Source organism: Streptomyces sp. Je 1-4 4N24, from assembly GCF_026239515.1.
In the GTDB taxonomy this organism is placed as follows: domain Bacteria; phylum Actinomycetota; class Actinomycetes; order Streptomycetales; family Streptomycetaceae; genus Streptomyces; species Streptomyces nigrescens.
This window is the reverse complement of record NZ_CP110836.1, coordinates 5,145,917-5,163,620: the sequence shown is the minus strand read 5'-3', so window position 1 is coordinate 5,163,620 and position 17,704 is coordinate 5,145,917. Positions and strand designations below refer to the sequence as shown.

Sequence of the window (17,704 nt, the reverse complement as noted above, 5' to 3'; positions counted from 1 at the left end):
GGGCTTTTTTGCGGATTCTGCGGTTTCTGCGGCGGCCCCCCGTATCCGGAGCGCGAACCCGAATCCTGAAGGAGGGCACTGAGCATGGCCGTAACCCGTAAGCGCACACCCGCGGATGAGCTTGTGCCGCTGCCCGCAGTCCTGGACGAACTCGGAATCAGCCGGGCCTCCTGGTACCGGTGGCGCGACCGCGGCTACGGGCCCGAAGCGCGGCGCACACCGACCGGCCGTATCTGCGTGCGCCGAAGTGCACTGGACGCCTTCAAGAACGAATTGGAGGCCGCGTGACTGAGTGGAGCTACACCGTAAAGATCTGGGCCATCCGTAAGCGTGACTACCGGAAGCCCTACCAGCTCCGCTGGAAGGTGGGGAAGCGTCCGCACTCTGAGTCGTTCCTGACGTCGGGCCTGGCGGAGAGCCGCCGGGCCCAGCTCATCACGGCGGCCCGTGAGGGCGAGCCGTTCGACGTGGACAGCGGAATGCCTAAGTCCCTGGTCACGAAGGAGCGCGATATCTCGTGGTACGAGCACGCGCGCAAGTACATCGAGATGAAGTGGCCCCATGCCCCCGGGTCCACGCGGCGGACGCTTGCCGAGGCGATGGCGAGCGTCGCACCCGCGCTGGTGAAGGACACCAAGGGCATGGCGGACCCCAGGACCGTACGCACGGCCCTGTACAGCTGGGCGTTCAACATGAACCGGTGGGAGCAGGAGCCGCCGGCGGAAGTCGCCAAGGTGCTCGCCTGGTTCGAGCGGAAGTCGCTGCCTGCCTCGGCGCTCTCGGATCCCATGCGGGTCAGGGCCGCCCTGGACGCCCTCACCAAGAAACTGGACGGCAAGACGGCTGCGGCAACCACGATCCGCAGGAAGAGAGCGATCTTTCACAACGCTCTTGGGTACGCAGTGGACGCCGGGCTGCTGACCGATAACCCGCTCCCTCATGTCCAGTGGAAGGCACCCGAACAGGTGGAAGAGGAGGTGGACCCCACCTGTGTGCCGGACCCCGGGCAGGCCGCGAAGCTCTTGGCGGCCGTACGGGACCAGAGCCCCCGCGGCCGTCGCCTGGTGGCGTTCTTCGGGTGCATGTACTACGCCGCGGCGCGGCCGGCCGAAGTCATCGGGCTTCGTGTGCAGGACTGCGACCTGCCGCGACGCGGATGGGGGGTGCTGCGGCTCCGTGAGACGCGCCCCAGGTCGGGTTCCGCATGGACGGACAGCGGCGACGCCCACGACAAGCGGGGGCTGAAGCACCGTCCACGGAAAGCCGTCCGGCCGGTTCCCATACCGCCCGAGCTGGTCGCCCTGCTGCGGTGGCACGTGACGGCGTACGGCGTGGCCCCAGACGGTCGCCTGTTCCGCACACAGCGCGGCGGGCTCATCCAGGACACCGGTTACGGCGAGGTCTGGGCTGAAGCGCGATCACGAGCCCTGACGCCCGCGCAACGCGAATCGCTGCTCGCCAAGCGCCCTTATGATCTCCGTCACGCCGCAGTGTCGACGTGGCTCAGCTCAGGCGTAGAGCCTCAGCTCGTGGCCAAGCGCGCCGGCCACAGTGTCGCCGTGCTGTTCCGCGTGTACGCCAAGTTCCTCAGCGACGGAGACGAGGCTGCGAACGCCAAGATCTCCGCTCGCCTGGGGCAGCACAGCTGACGGGGCCAGAAATCCCGTCCACGCCCCGTCCACGCACTTCGAGGCGGGGCGTTCGAATGCGAGACAGAGCGAGACACTACGTGGATCGCGAGAGCGCATGACAAAGGGCCCCTGGTCTGCGGTAATCGCAGGCCAGGGGCCCTTTGCTTTCCTGTGGCGGCGCCAGGATTCGAACCTGGGAAGGCTGAGCCGGCAGATTTACAGTCTGCTCCCTTTGGCCGCTCGGGCACACCGCCAAGGTTTGCTGCCGGGAGACCCGCTGTGGGGCGGCGCTCCGTGGCAACGACGTAAACCATACCCGATGGCTGGGGGTGGTTCGCCACTCGATTCGGGAGCGCTGGATCTTGGACGGGTGGCTAGGCTTGGCAGGCGGTCCGGGGACGGGCCGCACCCCTGACGGATCTACGTACGAGGAGCCAACTCAACATGGCCGACTCCAGTTTCGACATCGTCTCGAAGGTAGAGCGGCAGGAGGTCGACAACGCTCTCAACCAGGCCGCCAAGGAGATCTCGCAGCGCTACGACTTCAAGGGCGTGGGCGCGTCGATCGAGTGGTCGGGCGAGAAGATCGAGATGCGGGCCAACGCCGAGGAGCGGGTGAAGGCCGTACTCGACATCTTCCAGTCCAAGCTGGTCAAGCGCGGGATCTCGCTGAAGGCGCTCGATGCCGGCGAGCCGCAGGCCTCGGGCAAGGAGTACAAGATCTTCGCCTCGATCGAGGAGGGGATCTCGCAGGACAACGCGAAGAAGGTCGCCAAGATCATCCGCGATGAGGGCCCGAAGGGCGTCAAGGCGCAGGTGCAGGGCGACGAGCTGCGGGTCAGCTCGAAGAGCCGGGACGACCTGCAGGCGGTGCAGCAGCTGCTGAAGGGCAAGGACCTGGACTTCGCCCTGCAGTTCGTGAACTACCGGTAGGAGCCCGGTTCACGGGTGCCACAGGATGGGGCGGCGCGCTTCGGTGTGCCGCCCCACCTGTGTGTCGGGCGGCGATACGGCGGCCCTGCGGGCGCTTGACCTCAACTGCGCTTGAGATTGCAGGGTCGTGGCATGACTTCTCCTCATGACGCACAGACCCACCCCGACGACGCACAGACCCGCCCCGGTACCGGACCCGGGACGCGGGCCGGGTTCCGTACCGATGTGTTTCCGGAGATCCGGCGGGCGGATGCCGGTGCCGTACTGATCAGCGAGTGGGACGCGGGCAGTCCGGCGGGGCAGCGGGCCGTCCTGGACGGTGTCGCCCACGCCTGGGAGGAGACACCTCTGCCGGCGGGCTTCCTGTCGCGGGTGCTGTTCGCCGGGACGGACGGACGCAGTGTGCTCAATTACGCGCAGTGGACGAGCGAGGCGGCACACCGGGAGTTCGTGCGGACCGAGAACACCGGGCTGAGCGAGCGGATCGCGGCCGTACTGGACGGTGGGGGGGACGTGGGCAATTCCGGTCCCGGCCGCTTCCGGCTGTACCGCAGCATGCTGCCGCACGGAGCGCCGCAGGAGCCGGGCTGCGTCGTACGCGTGGCCTTCCGGACGACGGGGCACGACGCGGCCCGGGGGCTCGTGGACGGGCTGCTGGAGCGGGTCGGTGAGCTGCAGCGGGGGGATGGCGGGATCGCCTCGCACTTCCACATCAGCGAGGACGGCGACCGGGTCGTCAACTACAGCGAGTGGACGGATCCGGAGTCGCACGAGCGGGAGGTCGGCCGGGCACTGCAGCCGCAGGGGCAGGTGCGGAGCTATATCGACAGCCTGCCGGGGGTCGAGCCGCTCGGGTTCCGGCGTTATGTGGCCCCTCGGGGGCTCGTACGGGGCTGAGGGCGAGGGGCCGGGCGGGGCGGGTGGTCAGCGCGCCGCGAAGGGCTCGTCCGTGGGGACGATGTCGCGGCCCAGCGGCATGAGGGAGACCGGGATCATCTTGAAGTTGGCGATGCCGAAGGGGATGCCGATGATCGTCACGCACAGGGCGATGCCGGTGATGATGTGCCCCAGGGCCAGCCACCAGCCCGCGAAGATGATCCAGATGACATTGCCGATCGCCGAGCCGGCGCCGGCGTCATCCCGGATGACGGTCGTCCGGCCGAAGGGCCACAGGGCATAGCCGGCGATCCGGAAGGACGCGATGCCGAACGGGATGGTGATGATCAGGATGCAGCAGATGATGCCCGCGAAGACATAGCCGAGCGCCAGCCAGAAGCCGCTGAGGACCAGCCAGAGGATGTTGAGGATGAACTTCATGATCAGCAGCCTTCCACGGGCGCGGCGGAGAACGTAACTGCCGGGCAAGACGCCCTGGACCGGGTGAAGCGTTGCGTTCATGATGCGGCGGTCGGTGGGCGGTGGCCACCGCTCCCCGCGGCCCCTGGCCCGTCAGGGGCGGTGGTGGCCCGCCATCTGTTCCAGGCGGGCGATGCGTTCGCGCATCGGGGGGTGGGTGGAGAACAGCCGGGACATGCCCTCGCCGGCCCGGAACGGATTGGCGATCATCATGTGTCCGGCGGTCTCCAGCCGCGGCTCGGGCGGGAGCGGAAGCTGCTGGGTGCCGGCGTCGAGCTTGCGCAGGGCGGAGGCCAGGGCCAGCGGGTCGCCCGTGAGCTGGGCGCCCGAGGCGTCCGCCTGGTACTCGCGGGAGCGGCTGACGGCCAGCTGGATGAGCCCGGCCGCGACCGGGCCGAGGATCATGATCAGCAGCATGCCCAGGAGGCCGGGGCCCTCGTCGTCGTCGGAGCGGCCTATGGGAATCAGCCAGGCGAAGTTGACGAGGAACATCACGACGGAGGCCAGTGCGCCCGCGACGGAGGAGATGAGGATGTCGCGGTTGTAGACATGGCTGAGCTCATGGCCGAGGACGCCGCGCAGCTCGCGCTCGTCGAGCAGCTGGAGGATGCCGTCGGTGCAGCAGACCGCGGCATTGCGGGGGTTACGGCCGGTGGCGAAGGCGTTGGGCGCCTGCGTCGGGGAGAGGTACAGGCGCGGCATGGGCCGGCGGGCCGCGGTGGAGAGCTCCCGGACCATGCGGTAGAGCTGTGGTGCCTCGAACTCGCTGACCGGGCGGGCGCGCATGGCCCGCAGGGCGAGCTTGTCGCTCTTCCAGTACGCGTAGGCGTTGGTGCCCAGGGCGACGACGACGGCGATGATCAGGCCCGTACGGCCGAACAGGCTGCCGATGACGATGATGAGGGCGGACAGTCCCCCGAGGAGTACGGCGGTCCTGAGCCCGTTGTGCCGGCGGTGCACGGTACGCCCTCCAAGCGGTGCGGCAGGGGAACCCTGTGCTGCGTTTCTCCACTCTCCAGTGGACCCTTACTCACTGGTCAACGCGGGATGAACGAGCCTGGTTCCCCGGTCCGCGCGGGGCGGGCCGGGCGGGGCCCGGGGCCGCGCCCGGTGGGGCCCGCCGCCTTACGGAAAGGCTGAGGGCCGCTCCTGGCTGTCAGGAGCGGCCCTCAGTGTGCGGGTGTCCGCCGTGCGTGCCTGTTAGAGCAGCGCCCCGGAGGCGAAGCGCAGGACGAGCTGCGGGGCGCCGGAGAGGGCGATGCCGAGGACGGTGGCGAGCGCGATGGCGGTGGCGAGAGGGGCCGGGATCCCGGTGCGGGGCGGCCGCTGCTCCGCCGGGGCGGCCTCGGGCGCTTCGGCGGTCTCGGCCTCCCGGAAGAGGACCGTGGTCCACTGCAGGTAGTAGTAGAGCGCGATCACGACATTGATCGCCATGATCACCGCGAGCCAGGCCAGACCGGCGTCGACGGCCACGGAGAAGACCGTGACCTTGGCGAACAGGCCGATGATGCCGGGCGGCAGCCCGGCGAGGCAGAGCAGGAAGAAGCCGAGGGCGAGCGCCACGACGGGCCGCTGGTGGTACAGGCCCCGGTAGTCGGAGATGCGGTTGGCGGGGCGCGTACGGGCCACCAGGGCGGCGACGGCGAAGGCGCCGAGGTTCACGGCCGCGTACATCAGGGCGTAGGCGACGGTGGAGCCGATGGCGTGCGCCGGGTCCCGGGTGTAGCCGGCCGCCGCGATCGGCACCAGGAGGTAGCCGGCCTGGCCGACCGACGACCAGGCGAGCAGGCGTACGGCGCTGTGCGCGCGGCGCGGGTCCTGGCGGAGGGCCGCGACATTGCCGACGGTCATGGTGAGGGCGGCGAGGACGGCCAGCGCCGGGCCCCAGACGTCCGCGTACGACGGGAAGCCCTGGACGGTGACGAGGATCAGGCCGGAGAAGCCGACGGCCTTGCCGACCACGGAGAGGTAGCCGGCGATGGGGAGCGGCGCGCCGACGTAGGTGTCCGGCACCCAGAAGTGGAACGGCGCCGCGGCGGTCTTGAAGGCGAAGCCGACGAGGGTGAGCGCGACACCGGCGCTCGCCAGGGTGGCCAGCCGCGGGTCGGGGAGACCGGTGAGGGCGTCCGCCACCCGGGAGAGGTACAGGCTGCCGGTGGCCGCGTACAGGAAGCTCACGCCGAGCAGCATCACGGCGGTGGCGGCCACCGAGGACAGGAAGAACTTCAGCGCCGCCTCGGAGGAGAGCCGGTCGCCGCGCCGCAGCCCCACAAGGGCGAAGGCGGGCAGCGAGGCCACTTCGAGGGCGATGACGAGGGTGGCGAGGTCCCGGGAGGCGGGCAGCAGGGCGGCGCCGGCCGCCGAGGAGAGCAGCAGGAACCAGTACTCGCCGGCGGGCAGGTCCTGGTCCTTGATGATGTCGATGGACAGCAGGGCGGTCAGCAGCGCCCCGCCGAGCACCAGGAACTGGATGACCAGCGTGAACGGGTCGGCCACATAGCTGCACACGTCGGGGTGCTCGGGGAGGCAGAAGGTGCGGCGGTCGCCGCCCAGGAGGGGCAGCAGGAGGAGCGCGGAGACCGCGAGGCCCGCTGTGGCGATCCAGCCCAGCAGCGGCTTACGGGCCGCCGGGAGGAAGAGGTCGGCGACGAGCACCACCAGGGCGACGGCCGCGGTGAGGGTGGGCGGCGCGAGGGCGACCCAGTCGACGGACTGGACCAGAGGGGTGATCGAGCTCATCACTTACCGCCTCCGAGGAGCTGCTGGACGGCCGGGTCGGTGAGGCCGAGGAGGGCCGCGGGCCACAGTCCGGCGAGGACGGTCAGGGCGGCCAGGGGGGTCCAGGCCGCGTATTCGTAGCGCGCGATGTCGGGGATGACAGGGGCCGCTGCGGGCTGTCCGGACGGGTCCTCGCCGGCCGGGTCGGCGGTGCCGAGCGGGGCGGTCGGGGCGAGGTGCGGGGTGCCGCCCATGCAGACGCGGCGGACGACGAGCAGCAGGTAGGCGGCGGTCAGCAGGGTGCCGAGACCGGCCATCACCATGAACGTCAGGAAGGCGGGGCGGCTGAGGCCGGCGGCTGGCTGGAAGGCACCGAACATCGCCAGCATCTCGCCCCAGAAACCGGCCAGTCCGGGGATGCCCAGGGAGGCGACGGCGCCGAAGGCGAGCAGTCCGCCGAAGCGCGGTGCCCTGCCGTAGAGGGCGGCACCGGTACTGCCCGCGAGGGCGTCGAGATCGGTGGTGCCGTAGCGGTCCTTGAGCGCGCCGACGAGGAAGAAGAGCAGGCCGGTGATCAGGCCGTGCGCGATGTTGGCGAACAGTGCGCCGTTGACGCCGGTGGGGGTCATGCTGGCGATGCCGAGCAGGACGAAGCCCATGTGGCCGACGGAGCTGTAGGCGATCAGACGCTTGAGGTCGCCCTTGGCGCCCTTGCGTACCAGGGCGAGGCAGGCGAGCGAGCCGTAGATGATGCCGACGGCGGCCAGCGCGGCGAGGTACGGCGCGAAGGTCTGCATGCCCTCGGGCGTGATGGGCAGCGCGATCCGCACGAAGCCGTAGGTGCCCATCTTCAGCAGCACACCGGCCAGCAGCACCGAACCGACGGTGGGGGCGGCGGTGTGGGCGTCGGGCAGCCAGCTGTGCAGCGGCCACAGGGGCGACTTGACGGCCAGTCCGATGCCGACCGCGAGCACCGCGAGCAGCTGGACGGTGTGGCTGAGCTGGGCTTTCGGTCCGTTGTCAGTGGCGAGTGCCACCATGTCGAACGTGCCGGATTTCACGCCGATGAGGAGGAGGCCGAGCAGCATCACGACGGAGCCGAGCAGCGTGTAGAGGATGAACTTCCAGGCCGCCGCCTGCTTCCCCGCCCCGCCCCAGCGGGCGATGAGGAAGTACATCGGGATGAGGACCATCTCGAAGGCGAGGAAGAAGAGCATCAGGTCGAGGACGGCGAAGGTGGCGAGGGTGCCGGCCTCAAGGGTGAGCAGCAGCGCCACAAATGCCTTGGGAGACGGGCCCGTCGGCATGTGGAAGTAGCTGTAGAGCGCGCAGAGGAAGGTCAGCAGCGCGGTCAGGACGACGAGGGGGAGCGAGATGCCGTCGATGCCGAGGTGGATCCGGATGTCGAGCGCCGGGATCCAGCTGATGTCGGTGGTGGCCTGCATACGGGCCGGATGGTCGTGGTCGAAACCGGCCGCCAGCGCGACGGCGGCGGCGAGCACGACACCGGTGACGGTCACCCCGTGGCGCAGTACGGCCTGGTCGGGGTTCTTGCCGCGCAGGCCGGGCGGGGCGGGGAGCAGTGCGGCGAGCGCGCCGACGAGGGGGAGGACGACAACGGCCGCGAGGAGAAGCTGCATAGCGGTGTGATTCACGGGTCAGGCCCTCCTCAGGGTTTCGGCTCCGGCGAGGCAGGCCACGAGCTGTGTCGGCTGGGGGTACGGGGGTCGGCCCCCGGGGGATGGCAGCACGGTCAGGCTCCCGTACCCGTGGCGACGAGGACGGCGGCGACGGCCAGGACGAGCGAGCCCGCCAGCAGCGCGCCGAGGTAGGTCTGCACGTTCCCGGTCTGGGCGCGGCGGACGGCGGCGCCCAGCCAGCGGGGCGCGGTGCCGGCACCGCGGACGTAGGTGTCGACGACCTCGCGGTCCAGGAAGCGGACGAGCGTGGCGGCGGCGCGTACGGGCCGGACGAACAGCGCGGAGTAGACGGCGTCGAGATGGAAGCCGACGGCGGCGTGGGGCTGCAGCGGGCCGAGGAGGAGGCGGCCGGGGTCGGCCGGGTCCGGGGCACCGGCCACGCTTCCGTAGACCGGGGCGTGGGTGGCGATGGCCGTCTCCTCGGCGAGCCCTGGTGAGGCGTCCGGGTCGGTGACGACCGCGCCGATGGGGGTGCGGGCGGCCAGGGCCGTGGTGTGGCGCCAGGCCGCATAGGTGACCAGGCCGCCGACGAGGGCGATACCGGTGCCCAGGACGGAGGTGGTCAGGGTCGGTGCGAGCGAGCGTCCGTCGAACCAGTCGGGCAGCAGAGGGGCGGCGAGGCCGAGCGCGGCGGTCGGGACGAAGAGCACCCACAGCACGGCGTTCATGACGACCGGCTGCGGGCCGTGGTCGGGGGCTTCGACGCCCTTGCCCCTGAAGGCCAGCAGCCACAGGCGGGTGGCGTAGGCCGCGGTGAGGAGGGCGGTGAGCAGGCCGGAGACCAGGACGGTCCAGCCGGCCGCGCCGGGGATGCCGTGCGCCGCACCGATGGCGGTGTGCTCGGCGGCGCCCAGGACGGCTTCCTTGGAGAAGAAGCCGGCGAACGGCGGGATCGCGGCGAGCGCGAGCAGCGCGACGGTGACGGTCCAGTAGGCGTCCGGGATGCGCCGGGCCAGGCCGCTCATCCGGGACATGGCGGCCAGGGAGTTGGTGCCCGCGGCGTGGATGATCACGCCCGCGCCGAGGAAGAGGAGGGCCTTGAACGCACCGTGCGAGATGAGGTGGAAGACGGCGGCGCCGCGGTCGCCGACGGCCAGCGCGCCGAGCATGTAGCCGAGCTGGCCGACCGTCGAATAGGCCAGGACGCGCTTGATGTCGTCCTGGGCCAGCGCGGCCAGACCGGAGCCGACCATGGTGATCGCGGCCATGACCGCCATCACCACCAGCGCGGCCGCGGAGGCGGCGAAGACGGGGAGGAGACGGGCCACGACATAGATACCGGCCGCCACCATCGTCGCGGCGTGGATCAGCGCCGAGACGGGCGTCGGGCCGGCCATCGCGTCCGGGAGCCAGGTGTGCAGCGGGAACTGCGCCGACTTGCCCGCGACACCCGCCAGCAGCAGCAGCGCGATCAGCGTCGGATGGTCCAGGCCGCCGTCGGTGACGGTCCCGAGGATGCCGGTGATGCGGAAGGTTCCGGCGTCGGCGGCCAGCGCGAAGATGCCGAAGAGGAAGGGGACATCGCCGAGCTTGGTGACGAGGAATGCCTTGAGGGAGGCGGCACGGGCGGCCTCGGTCTCCCAGTAGTGGCCGACGAGGAAGTAGGAGCAGATGCCCATGACTTCCCAGCCGACCAGCAGCAGCATCAGGTCGCCGGTGTAGACGACCAGCAGCATCGCGGAGGTGAAGAGGGAGACCAGCGCGGCGTACGAGGCGTAACGCGGGTCGTCGCGCAGATAGCCGGTGGAGTAGAGCTGCACACAGGACGCCACGATCCCGACCAGGACGGCGATCAGCACGGCGAAGCCGTCGAGGTGCAGCGCCAGGTCGATGGGGATCGAGCCGGTCGGGGTGAGCTGGGTGGCGACGTCGGTGGCCGGGCCGGTGCCCTGCCGGATCGCGACGGACACCGCGAGCGCGGCGGCGGCCAGCGTCGGCAGCACGGCCAGCGGCCGGACGAATCCGGGCGCGCGGCGGCCCAGGAGGAGACCTGCGACGGCCCCGAGGAAGGGCAGGAGGGGAACGAGAACGGCAGTGGTCGTGAGGGTCACGCGGCGGCCTCCGCCGTGGTGTCCGGCTGCGGGTCCCCGTCCCCGGCGCCCGCCTTCTCGGCGAGGTCACGGAGCCGGTCGATGTCGGAGCTGCCGCGGTTGCGGTAGACGAGCAGCACGATCGCCAGTCCGATGCCGATCTCGGCGGCGGCGATGGCGATGGTGAAGAGGGTGAGCGCCTGGCCGGTGTGCAGGGTGTCGCGCAGCCAGACGTCGAAGGCGACGAGGTTGAGGTTGACGGCGTTGAGCATCAGCTCGACGGACATCAGCACCAGGATCGCGTTGCGGCGGGCGAGCACGCCGTACAGACCGGTGCAGAAGAGGAGGACGGCGAGAACGGCCGGGTAAGCGAGATGCATCAGCGCTGCTCCTCTCGCGGGGCGGGGGCGGCGGGAGCGCGGGAGGCACCGGTCTTGAGGTCCGCCGCCGCGGCCCTGCCCTCCCCCGTCCTGCGGGACAGCACGATCGCCCCGACGAGCGCGGCGAGCAGCAGCACGGACAGCGCCTCGAAGGGCAGCACCCAGTACTGGAAGAGGGTGCGCCCGGAGGCTTCGGCGGAGCCCTGGGCGGCGCCCTCGAAGCTGATCCAGGTGGCGCGGAAGGCATCCACGACGACCCAGACCAGGCAGCCGGCCGAGGCGAGGGCCACGGCGAGCGCGGCCCAGCGGTTGCCCGAATCGGCGTCCGGGGAGCGGCCGATGGGCGCCTTGGTGAGCATCAGCCCGAAGAGCAGCAGGACGACGACCGAACCGACGTAGATCAGCACCTGCACCCAGGCGATGAACTCGGCCGTGAGCAGGAGGTATTCGACCGCGATCCCACCGAGGGCGACGACCAGCCAGAGGGCGGCGTGCACCAGCTGCCGGGTGGTGACGGTGATGACGGCCGCGCCGAGGGTGGCGATCCCGACGAGGACGAAGGCGATCTCGACACCCGTGGGTGAGAGGAAGCCCTGGCCGGCTGCGGTGGCGGCGAGCGTCACTGTCCCTCCCCTGGGGTGTCCGGTCGGTCCGGCGCGGAGGCCTCGGCCTCCGCCGCGGCCTGCTGGGCGGCGAGCTTGTCCGCGGCCTTACGGGCGGCGGCGAGCTCCTTGGGCTCCTCGGCCGCCGGGTCGAGCGCCGGGGGCTCGGGCACCGTCCACATCCACTCGCGGAGCTTGTCGCGCTCGTGGGTCAGATCACGGATGTCCGTCTCGGCGTACTCGAACTCCGGTGACCAGAAGAGCGCGTCGAAGGGGCAGACCTCGATGCAGATACCGCAGTACATGCACAGCGCGAAGTCGATCGCGAAACGGTCCAGCACATTGCGGCTGCGCTCCCGGCCTCCGGGGGCGGCCGGCGGCACCGTCTCCTTGTGGGAGTCGATGTAGATGCACCAGTCCGGGCACTCCCGGGCGCACAGCATGCAGACCGTGCAGTTCTCCTCGAACAGCCCGATGACGCCACGGGTGCGGGGCGGGAGGTCGGGCTGGACGTCCGGGTACTGGGCGGTGACGGAACGCTTCGTCATCGTCCGCAGGGTGACGGCGAGCCCCTTGGCGAGGCCGCTACCGGGGAAGCTCATGACGAGATCACCACCTTGACGACGCCGGTGAGGGCGATCTGGGCGAGGGCGAGCGGGATGAGGACCGTCCAGGCGAGCTTCTGCAGCTGGTCCTCGCGCAGCCGCGGATAGGTCACCCGCAGCCAGATGACGCCGAAGGCGAGGATCACGGTCTTCAGCAGCGTCCACAGCCAGCCCAGGCCGTCGGCGCCGAACGGGCCGTGCCAGCCGCCCAGGAAGAGGACGGAGGTCAGGGCGCAGAGGACGACGATGCCCGCGTACTCGGCGAGGAGGAAGAGGGCGAAGCGCAGTCCGGTGTACTCGGTGTACGCACCGAAGATGATCTCCGAGTCGGCGACCGGCATGTCGAACGGCGGCCGCTGCAGCTCGGCGAGGCCCGCGGTGAAGAAGACCACGCCGCCGACCATCTGCCACGGCACCCACCACCAGTGGAAGGCCTCGATGATGCCGGGCAGTGAGAGCGTGCCGGCCGCCATCGCGACGGAGGCCGCGGTGAGCAGCATCGGCAGCTCGTACGCCAGCAGCTGCGCGGCCGTCCGCAGACCGCCGAGCAGCGAGAACTTGTTCGCCGAGGCCCAGCCCGCCATCAGCGAGCCGAGCACCCCGACGCCCATGACGGCGAGCACGAAGAAGATCCCCGCGTCCAGGGCCTGGCCCACGGCGTTGTGCGGGCCTATCGGGATGGCGACCAGGACCAGGAGGTACGGCAGCAGCGCGACGGCGGGCGCGAGCTGGAAGATCCGCCGGTCGGCACCGGCCGGCACGATGTCTTCCTTCTGCGCGAACTTCACACCGTCGGCGACGAGCTGCGCCCAGCCGTGGAACCCACCGGCGTACATCGGCCCGAGCCGGCCCTGCATATGGGCCATGACCTTGTGCTCGGTCTGCCCGATGACCAGGGGGAACACCAGGAAGACGGCGAAGACGGCGAGGAGGCGCAGCGCGATGTCGAGAGCGTCGCTCATGGGGTGTCGCCTCCTGCCGGGTCCTGGGGGGTGGGGGGCTGGTCCTGGGGCGCGTCTTGGTGGGGTTGGGGGGCGGGCTCCGGGTCTGTGGGCGCCGCCGGTTTCTGCTCCGTAGTGGCTGCCGACTCAGGCTCCGCGGGGGCCGCCGGCCCAGGGTCGGGGGCGGCCGTCGGCTCAGGGTCGGGGGCGGCCGTCGGCTCAGGGTCGGGGGCGGCCGTCGGCTCAGGGTCGGGGGCGGCCGTCGGCTCAGGGTCGGGGGCGGCCGTCGGCTTCGGCTCCGGGGAGGCTGCCGGTTTCGGCTCCGGCTTCTCTTCCGACGTCTCCGGCTCGGCCTTCTTCTCGGGCTCCGCCTTCTTCTCCGGCTCCGCCTTCTTCTCCGGCTCGTCGAAGGCCGGGCGGGCGTGGTGCCAGGGTGCGTCGGAGGAGCGCGGGGGCGCCTCCTTCGCGGGGGTCGCCGGGGTCGGGGCGTCCTGGGCCGGCGCTTCCTTCGGCGCGGTGTCCTTCGGCGCGGTGTCCTTCGGCGCGGTGTCAGTCGCCGGGGCCTCAGTCGCCTGGGTGTCAGTCGCCGGGGCCGCCGTGGTCTCCGCCGCGTCCGCCGCCGCGCGCTGCTGACTGGCCGACCCCTCGCTCACCGAACGGGTACGACGGGCCGGCCGCTCCGGCCGCTCGGCACGTGCCGGGGCCGCCGGAGTTCCGGTCGCCTCCCCCGCCGCCTGCTGGCCGGCCGAGCCCGCGCCCGCCGTACGGGTACGCCGCGCCGGCCGCTCGCCCGCGGCGCCGCCGGCCGCCCGCGCGCCCCGCGCCGGACGCGCGGGCGCAGGCGGCAGCTGGCCCTTCAGCGGACCCCACTCGTTCGGGTCCGGGACGCCCGGGGGCAGCATCTGGCGCCGCTTGGGCCCGCCGTGCTCGGACTCGCCCGGCTCCTTGGCTCCCGGCCACGCCTTGGCGACCCGCGCCGCCAGCACGAAGTCCTTGCGCAGCGGGTGCCCTTCGAAGTTCTCCGGGAGCAGCAGCGGTACGAGGTGCGGGTGGCCGGTGAAGTCGACACCGAACATCTCGTGGGTCTCCCGCTCGTGCCAGCCCGCGCCCGCGTACACACCGAGGGCGGTGGGCAGCGCGGCCGCGTCATGCGGCACGGTCGTCCGCACGATCAGCCGGTGGACGGTGCCGGGGCGCGCCACCTCCGCGAGGTGGGCGCAGATCCGGAAGCCGGTGCCGGGCTCGTCGACGGCGCTCAGCCAGTCGAAATAGCTGCAGCCCAGGTCGTCGCGGGCGGCCGTCAGCGCGGTGAGCCAGCCGTCCACGGGGACGTCGACGGTCAGCAGGTCGTACGCCAGCTCCGCCGTGGCACCGGGACCGAAGATCTCGCTCGCCGGGCGCGGCAGCCAGCCGACGACCGGCTCGGCCGGGGGCTGCTCGGGCTGCTCGCTCCGGTCCGGCGCCGCCGACTGCTCAGGGGTCGTCGCCTGCTCGGAGGGCGTCGCCTGCTCGGAGGGCGTCGCCTGCTCGGGGGTCTCCGGCCGCTGCTCGGGCTGCTCGCTCATCGGTCTTCCTCCCCCGCCGGATTTGCAGCATCCGTCGGCTTCGGAGCGTCCGCCGGCTTCGGCGCGGGCGGCGTGACGAGCCCCCTGCGCAGCGCGGCGGCCGAGGGCCGGGCGGTGCCGCCCTTCGCGTACCGCTCCCCCAGCGATTCGCGCGCGATCTTCTCCTGGAGCTTGAGGATGCCCTGCAGCAGCGCCTCCGGACGCGGCGGGCAGCCCGGGACGTACACATCCACCGGGATGATCTGGTCGACGCCCTTGGTGACGGAGTACGAGTCCCAGTAGGGGCCACCACAGTTGGAGCAGGCCCCGAAGGAGATGACGTACTTCGGCTCCGGCATCTGCTCGTAGAGCCGCTTGACCGCGGGCGCCATCTTGTCGGTGACGGTGCCGGAGACGACCATCAGGTCGGCCTGGCGGGGGCCGGGCGCGAACGGGATCACGCCGAGCCGGATGAAGTCGTGCCGCGCCATGGACGCGGCGATGAACTCGATGGCACAGCAGGCCAGGCCGAAGTTGAAGACCCACAGGCTGTAGCGGCGGCCCCAGTTCAGGACCACCTTCATCGGTTCGGGCGCGAGCCGGGCGAGGGTGCCCAGGCGCCGCGGCTCCGGCAGGAACTCGGGGGCGGCGCCCTCGGCTGCGGAGCTGGCGGAGGCGGGGGTCACGTCCATTCCAGGACGCCCTTCTTCCATGCGTAGAGCAGGCCGACGGCGAGGAAGCCGAGGAAGATGAACATCTCCACCAGCGTCACGCCGCCGAAACCGGGGGCGGCGAAGATCGTTGCCCAGGGAAACAGGAAGATCGAGTCCACGGCGAAGATGACGTAGAGGAAGGCGTAGACGTAGTAGCGGACCTGGGTGTGCGCCCAGCCCTCACCGACCGGGTCCACACCGCACTCATACGTCAGCAGCTTCTCCGGCGTCGGTACCACGGGCCGCAGCAGCCGCCCGGCCCCGAAAGCCACGGCGACGAAGAGCACACCGATCACGGCGATGAGCCCGACGACCGAGTAGCCCTGGAAGTAGTCCGCGGCGACGGTGGTCCGTACGGTCGCGTCCGACACGTCCGCCCCTCGCTCCCTGACTGTGATTGTTCAACGACTTCGACGATCTGTACGGACCGGAGTCTAGGCCCTGCCCCGGCCGCGGTGAGCAGCCGCATCGTCGCGACTGGTGGGGTTGTCCCCACTTCGCCCTACCTGGGTGGCCGGCAGCGTAAAGGGAGCGTCCGGTTGTCTCAGAACCTGTCTCACGGACCGGACGGACGGCGGCGTGGGAGCCGAGGCGGGAGACGGAAGGGGAGACGGGGCGGGAGGGCTCGGGTCAGTGGATCGGGCCTCCGTCGAACGGGCTCCGCCGGTCGGGAGTGGTGGGGGCGGCGGGGGCGCCGGTGCCTCCTGGGGAGCCGGACGGTTCGGGGGCCGCCGCCGGCATCGTCGGCATCGGCTGTGGCGCCGGGACCCGGGGCTGCGAGGGAGCCGACGGCTGCGACGGGGACGGAGGCTGCGACGGGGCCTGGGGCTGCGGCGGAGACGGAGGCCGGGTGGGCGCCTGCGCCTGCGCCTGGGGGCGGGAGTGTGGCTGGTGCTGTGCGGGAGCCGGGTGCGCGGCCTGCGGCGGGTAGTACTGGGGCGCCTGCTGGGGCTGATGCTGGGCCTGGGCCTGCGGACCGGACTGGGCCTGCGGACCGGATTGGGAGCGCGGACCGGACTGGGACTGCGGACCGGATTGGGAGCGCGGACCGGACTGGGACTGCGGACCGGATTGGGAGCGCGGACCGGACTGGGACTGCGGACCGGATTGGGAGCGCGGACCGGACTGGGACTGCGACCGCTGCGGCTCCTGGTAGGCCGCGGAGACCGTCGCCTGGCCCGGGACGTACACCGGCGGCTGCCCCGGCGGGTGCACGGTCGTGTGCCGTTGCTGCTGCCGTCGGCCCGGTTCCCGCGAGACCGCACGGTCCATCACCTCGGCCGCGATCCGCGCCGCCGCCTCCCTCGTGCGTTCGCCGAGCAGCTCCGTACGGATGGCGCCGCCGGCCGCCAGATGCCGGTCGTAGGGCAGCGGCAGCACCGCCGCACCGCCGGCGCCGAGGTGTTCGGCGGCCCTGCGGACGTCGACGCCGCTGTCGGGGGAGGTGTGGGTGAGCACCACGACGGTGGTGGGCAGCAGGCCGGAGTGCAGCCCGCCGACCCAGTCCAGTACGGAGCGGGTGGCCGCCACGCCCTCCGGGGTCGCGGGGGTGACCAGCACACGCGCCTGCGTCGTCACCAGTGCGGTGCGCGCCACCTCGGCGGGCAGCGTCTCGCAGTCCACGACGGTGGCCGCGAAATGGCGGCGCAGCGAGGTCATCACGACGCGGTAGGTGTCGAGGTCCAGCCGGGTGCCGATGGCGCCCTGGCTGCCGGGCAGCAGCCAGCCGCCGCCCGCGAACGGGAGGAGATACCCGGTCAGGTCCGTGATCAGCATCGACGGATCGACGATCTGCGCCAGGTCACTGCCCGACCACCGCACCTCGCGTGCGCCGAGCCGGTGCGGCAGCGTGCCGAGCGCCGGGTCGGCCTCGACGGCGAGAACCGGGTCGGAGCGGTAGTGCGCGAAGGTGAGCGCGAGCAGGGCGGCGACGGTGGACTTGCCGGCGCCGCCGCGAATGCTGGACACGGCGATCTGCCGGCCCGTGGTCACGGGCTGCTGGATGGCGTGCGCGGCCTGGGTGACCGCGGCTGTTTCGGCGGCCGGGGACGAGGCGAAGACCCGGCGCAGCGCACGGCCCGCACGCCGGGCCAGGGGGTCACCACGGCGCGGCCGGGGCTGACCGTCGGCCAGTTCCGGCGGCAGAAGGGGCACGGAGAGGGGCGTCCGGGCCGGCAATCCCGGCCGGCCGTAGCGACCGGGAGCCGACGCCGGCATGGGCGCGGGGGCGGGCGCGGAGGCCGAGGGAGTGGACGGCGGGGAGGGCGGGGGCGCCGAGTGCGCGGAAGCCGACGGGGCGGGTGACGAGGGGCCGGGGCCGGGTGGCTGGATCGGTGCGGAGGGCTGAGCGGGTCCGGAGGGGTGGACCGATGCCGACGGCTGGACCGGTACGGACGGGTCGGCGGCTGTCGGTGGCACCGGCCCAGCGGCGGGCATGGCCCCGGCGGCGGGCGCCGGACGGGCCGCGGGCGCCGTATGGGCCGCGGGCGCCGTATGGGCCGCGGGCGCCGTATGAGCGGCAGGCATCGACTCGGTGGCAGGCGTCACCCCA

Annotated in this window: 18 protein-coding genes and 1 tRNA gene; 5 read left to right on the top strand and 14 right to left on the bottom strand. The window is 71.9% G+C overall.

Annotated features, from left to right (window positions below; all coding sequences use genetic code 11):
• Window positions 1–84 precede the first annotated feature (84 nt).
• The gene (locus SLV14N_RS22555) at window positions 85–288 is read left to right on the top strand and encodes an AlpA family transcriptional regulator (RefSeq protein ID WP_263270820.1); all 204 of its coding nucleotides are present in this window, start codon (window positions 85–87) and stop codon (window positions 286–288) included.
• Window positions 285–1,649 carry a tyrosine-type recombinase/integrase gene (locus SLV14N_RS22550; RefSeq protein ID WP_263270819.1) on the top strand — a complete coding sequence of 455 codons (1,365 nt, stop codon included), beginning with the start codon at window positions 285–287 and terminating at the stop codon, window positions 1,647–1,649. Before SLV14N_RS22555 ends, SLV14N_RS22550 begins: the two co-directional genes overlap by 4 nt.
• 154 nt (window positions 1,650–1,803) lie before the next feature.
• Here the strand turns inward: SLV14N_RS22550 and SLV14N_RS22545 are convergent.
• A tRNA-Tyr gene (locus SLV14N_RS22545) sits at window positions 1,804–1,885 on the bottom strand.
• A gap of 190 nt (window positions 1,886–2,075) precedes the next feature.
• Between SLV14N_RS22545 and SLV14N_RS22540 the strand changes: the two genes are divergently transcribed.
• Window positions 2,076–2,564, top strand: coding sequence for a YajQ family cyclic di-GMP-binding protein (locus tag SLV14N_RS22540; protein WP_018090929.1), 489 nt, complete (start codon window positions 2,076–2,078; stop codon window positions 2,562–2,564).
• Between the two features lie 132 nt (window positions 2,565–2,696).
• On the top strand, window positions 2,697–3,461 hold the full coding sequence (locus SLV14N_RS22535; protein ID WP_263270818.1) for an antibiotic biosynthesis monooxygenase: 765 nt from the start codon (window positions 2,697–2,699) through the stop codon (window positions 3,459–3,461).
• A gap of 27 nt (window positions 3,462–3,488) precedes the next feature.
• Here the strand turns inward: SLV14N_RS22535 and SLV14N_RS22530 are convergent, their stop codons facing one another.
• The 13 genes from SLV14N_RS22530 to SLV14N_RS22470 all read right to left on the bottom strand — a co-directional run bounded on the left by SLV14N_RS22530 (window position 3,489) and on the right by SLV14N_RS22470 (window position 17,307).
• Window positions 3,489–3,881 (bottom strand): YccF domain-containing protein, encoded by a 393-nt coding sequence (locus SLV14N_RS22530; protein ID WP_208688036.1) that lies wholly within the window; start codon window positions 3,879–3,881, stop codon window positions 3,489–3,491.
• A 132-nt stretch (window positions 3,882–4,013) separates the two neighbouring features.
• Complete coding sequence (gene htpX / locus SLV14N_RS22525) at window positions 4,014–4,880, bottom strand: zinc metalloprotease HtpX (RefSeq protein WP_263270817.1); 867 nt, start codon at window positions 4,878–4,880, stop codon at window positions 4,014–4,016.
• A 240-nt stretch (window positions 4,881–5,120) separates the two neighbouring features.
• Window positions 5,121–6,659, bottom strand: a complete 1,539-nt coding sequence (locus SLV14N_RS22520; RefSeq protein WP_263270816.1) for an NADH-quinone oxidoreductase subunit N — start codon at window positions 6,657–6,659, stop codon at window positions 5,121–5,123.
• A complete protein-coding gene (locus tag SLV14N_RS22515; protein WP_208688035.1) occupies window positions 6,659–8,278 on the bottom strand; it encodes a NuoM family protein in 1,620 nt (539 codons plus the stop codon). Before SLV14N_RS22515 ends, SLV14N_RS22520 begins: the two co-directional genes overlap by 1 nt.
• Window positions 8,279–8,391: 113 nt before the next feature.
• Window positions 8,392–10,389, bottom strand: coding sequence for an NADH-quinone oxidoreductase subunit L (locus SLV14N_RS22510; RefSeq protein WP_263270815.1), 1,998 nt, complete (start codon window positions 10,387–10,389; stop codon window positions 8,392–8,394).
• Window positions 10,386–10,748 carry an NADH-quinone oxidoreductase subunit NuoK gene (gene nuoK / locus SLV14N_RS22505; RefSeq protein WP_018090936.1) on the bottom strand — a complete coding sequence of 121 codons (363 nt, stop codon included), beginning with the start codon at window positions 10,746–10,748 and terminating at the stop codon, window positions 10,386–10,388. Before nuoK ends, SLV14N_RS22510 begins: the two co-directional genes overlap by 4 nt.
• Window positions 10,748–11,371, bottom strand: a complete 624-nt coding sequence (locus SLV14N_RS22500; RefSeq protein ID WP_263270814.1) for an NADH-quinone oxidoreductase subunit J — start codon at window positions 11,369–11,371, stop codon at window positions 10,748–10,750. Before SLV14N_RS22500 ends, nuoK begins: the two co-directional genes overlap by 1 nt.
• Window positions 11,368–11,952, bottom strand: coding sequence for an NADH-quinone oxidoreductase subunit I (locus SLV14N_RS22495; protein WP_208683108.1), 585 nt, complete (start codon window positions 11,950–11,952; stop codon window positions 11,368–11,370). Before SLV14N_RS22495 ends, SLV14N_RS22500 begins: the two co-directional genes overlap by 4 nt.
• Complete coding sequence (locus tag SLV14N_RS22490; protein WP_093640309.1) at window positions 11,949–12,917, bottom strand: complex I subunit 1 family protein; 969 nt, start codon at window positions 12,915–12,917, stop codon at window positions 11,949–11,951. Before SLV14N_RS22490 ends, SLV14N_RS22495 begins: the two co-directional genes overlap by 4 nt.
• Window positions 12,914–14,461, bottom strand: a complete 1,548-nt coding sequence (locus tag SLV14N_RS22485) for an NADH-quinone oxidoreductase subunit C (RefSeq protein ID WP_265874087.1) — start codon at window positions 14,459–14,461, stop codon at window positions 12,914–12,916. Before SLV14N_RS22485 ends, SLV14N_RS22490 begins: the two co-directional genes overlap by 4 nt.
• Window positions 14,458–15,132: an NADH-quinone oxidoreductase subunit B gene (locus SLV14N_RS22480; protein ID WP_263270810.1), complete on the bottom strand. Its 675-nt coding sequence runs from the start codon at window positions 15,130–15,132 to the stop codon at window positions 14,458–14,460. The genes SLV14N_RS22485 and SLV14N_RS22480 overlap by 4 nt, the downstream gene beginning before the upstream one ends.
• Entirely contained in the window at window positions 15,123–15,524 is a 402-nt protein-coding gene (locus tag SLV14N_RS22475) for an NADH-quinone oxidoreductase subunit A (RefSeq protein WP_018090942.1), read from the bottom strand. The genes SLV14N_RS22480 and SLV14N_RS22475 overlap by 10 nt, the downstream gene beginning before the upstream one ends.
• 259 nt (window positions 15,525–15,783) lie before the next feature.
• Entirely contained in the window at window positions 15,784–17,307 is a 1,524-nt protein-coding gene (locus SLV14N_RS22470; protein WP_265874085.1) for a hypothetical protein, read from the bottom strand.
• Between the two features lie 61 nt (window positions 17,308–17,368).
• Here SLV14N_RS22470 and SLV14N_RS22465 point away from each other — a divergent pair, with 61 nt between their 5' ends.
• Window positions 17,369–17,500, top strand: coding sequence for a hypothetical protein (locus SLV14N_RS22465; protein WP_259670462.1), 132 nt, complete (start codon window positions 17,369–17,371; stop codon window positions 17,498–17,500).
• Window positions 17,501–17,704: the final 204 nt, after the last annotated feature.

Excerpts from the sequence above, each read along its gene's own strand:
- SLV14N_RS22465 (WP_259670462.1), top strand. The coding sequence starts at position 17,369 with ATGGGCGCGGGGGCGGGCGCGGAGGCCGAGGGAGTGGACGGCGGGGAG.
- SLV14N_RS22490 (WP_093640309.1), bottom strand. The coding sequence starts at position 12,917 with ATGAGCGACGCTCTCGACATCGCGCTGCGCCTCCTCGCCGTCTTCGCC.
- SLV14N_RS22485 (WP_265874087.1), bottom strand. The coding sequence starts at position 14,461 with ATGAGCGAGCAGCCCGAGCAGCGGCCGGAGACCCCCGAGCAGGCGACG.
- SLV14N_RS22555 (WP_263270820.1), top strand. The coding sequence starts at position 85 with ATGGCCGTAACCCGTAAGCGCACACCCGCGGATGAGCTTGTGCCGCTG.
- SLV14N_RS22540 (WP_018090929.1), top strand. The coding sequence starts at position 2,076 with ATGGCCGACTCCAGTTTCGACATCGTCTCGAAGGTAGAGCGGCAGGAG.
- SLV14N_RS22535 (WP_263270818.1), top strand. The coding sequence starts at position 2,697 with ATGACTTCTCCTCATGACGCACAGACCCACCCCGACGACGCACAGACC.
- SLV14N_RS22480 (WP_263270810.1), bottom strand. The coding sequence starts at position 15,132 with ATGGACGTGACCCCCGCCTCCGCCAGCTCCGCAGCCGAGGGCGCCGCC.
- nuoK (WP_018090936.1), bottom strand. The coding sequence starts at position 10,748 with ATGCATCTCGCTTACCCGGCCGTTCTCGCCGTCCTCCTCTTCTGCACC.
- SLV14N_RS22495 (WP_208683108.1), bottom strand. The coding sequence starts at position 11,952 with ATGAGCTTCCCCGGTAGCGGCCTCGCCAAGGGGCTCGCCGTCACCCTG.
- SLV14N_RS22520 (WP_263270816.1), bottom strand. The coding sequence starts at position 6,659 with ATGAGCTCGATCACCCCTCTGGTCCAGTCCGTCGACTGGGTCGCCCTC.
- SLV14N_RS22530 (WP_208688036.1), bottom strand. The coding sequence starts at position 3,881 with ATGAAGTTCATCCTCAACATCCTCTGGCTGGTCCTCAGCGGCTTCTGG.
- SLV14N_RS22515 (WP_208688035.1), bottom strand. The coding sequence starts at position 8,278 with ATGCAGCTTCTCCTCGCGGCCGTTGTCGTCCTCCCCCTCGTCGGCGCG.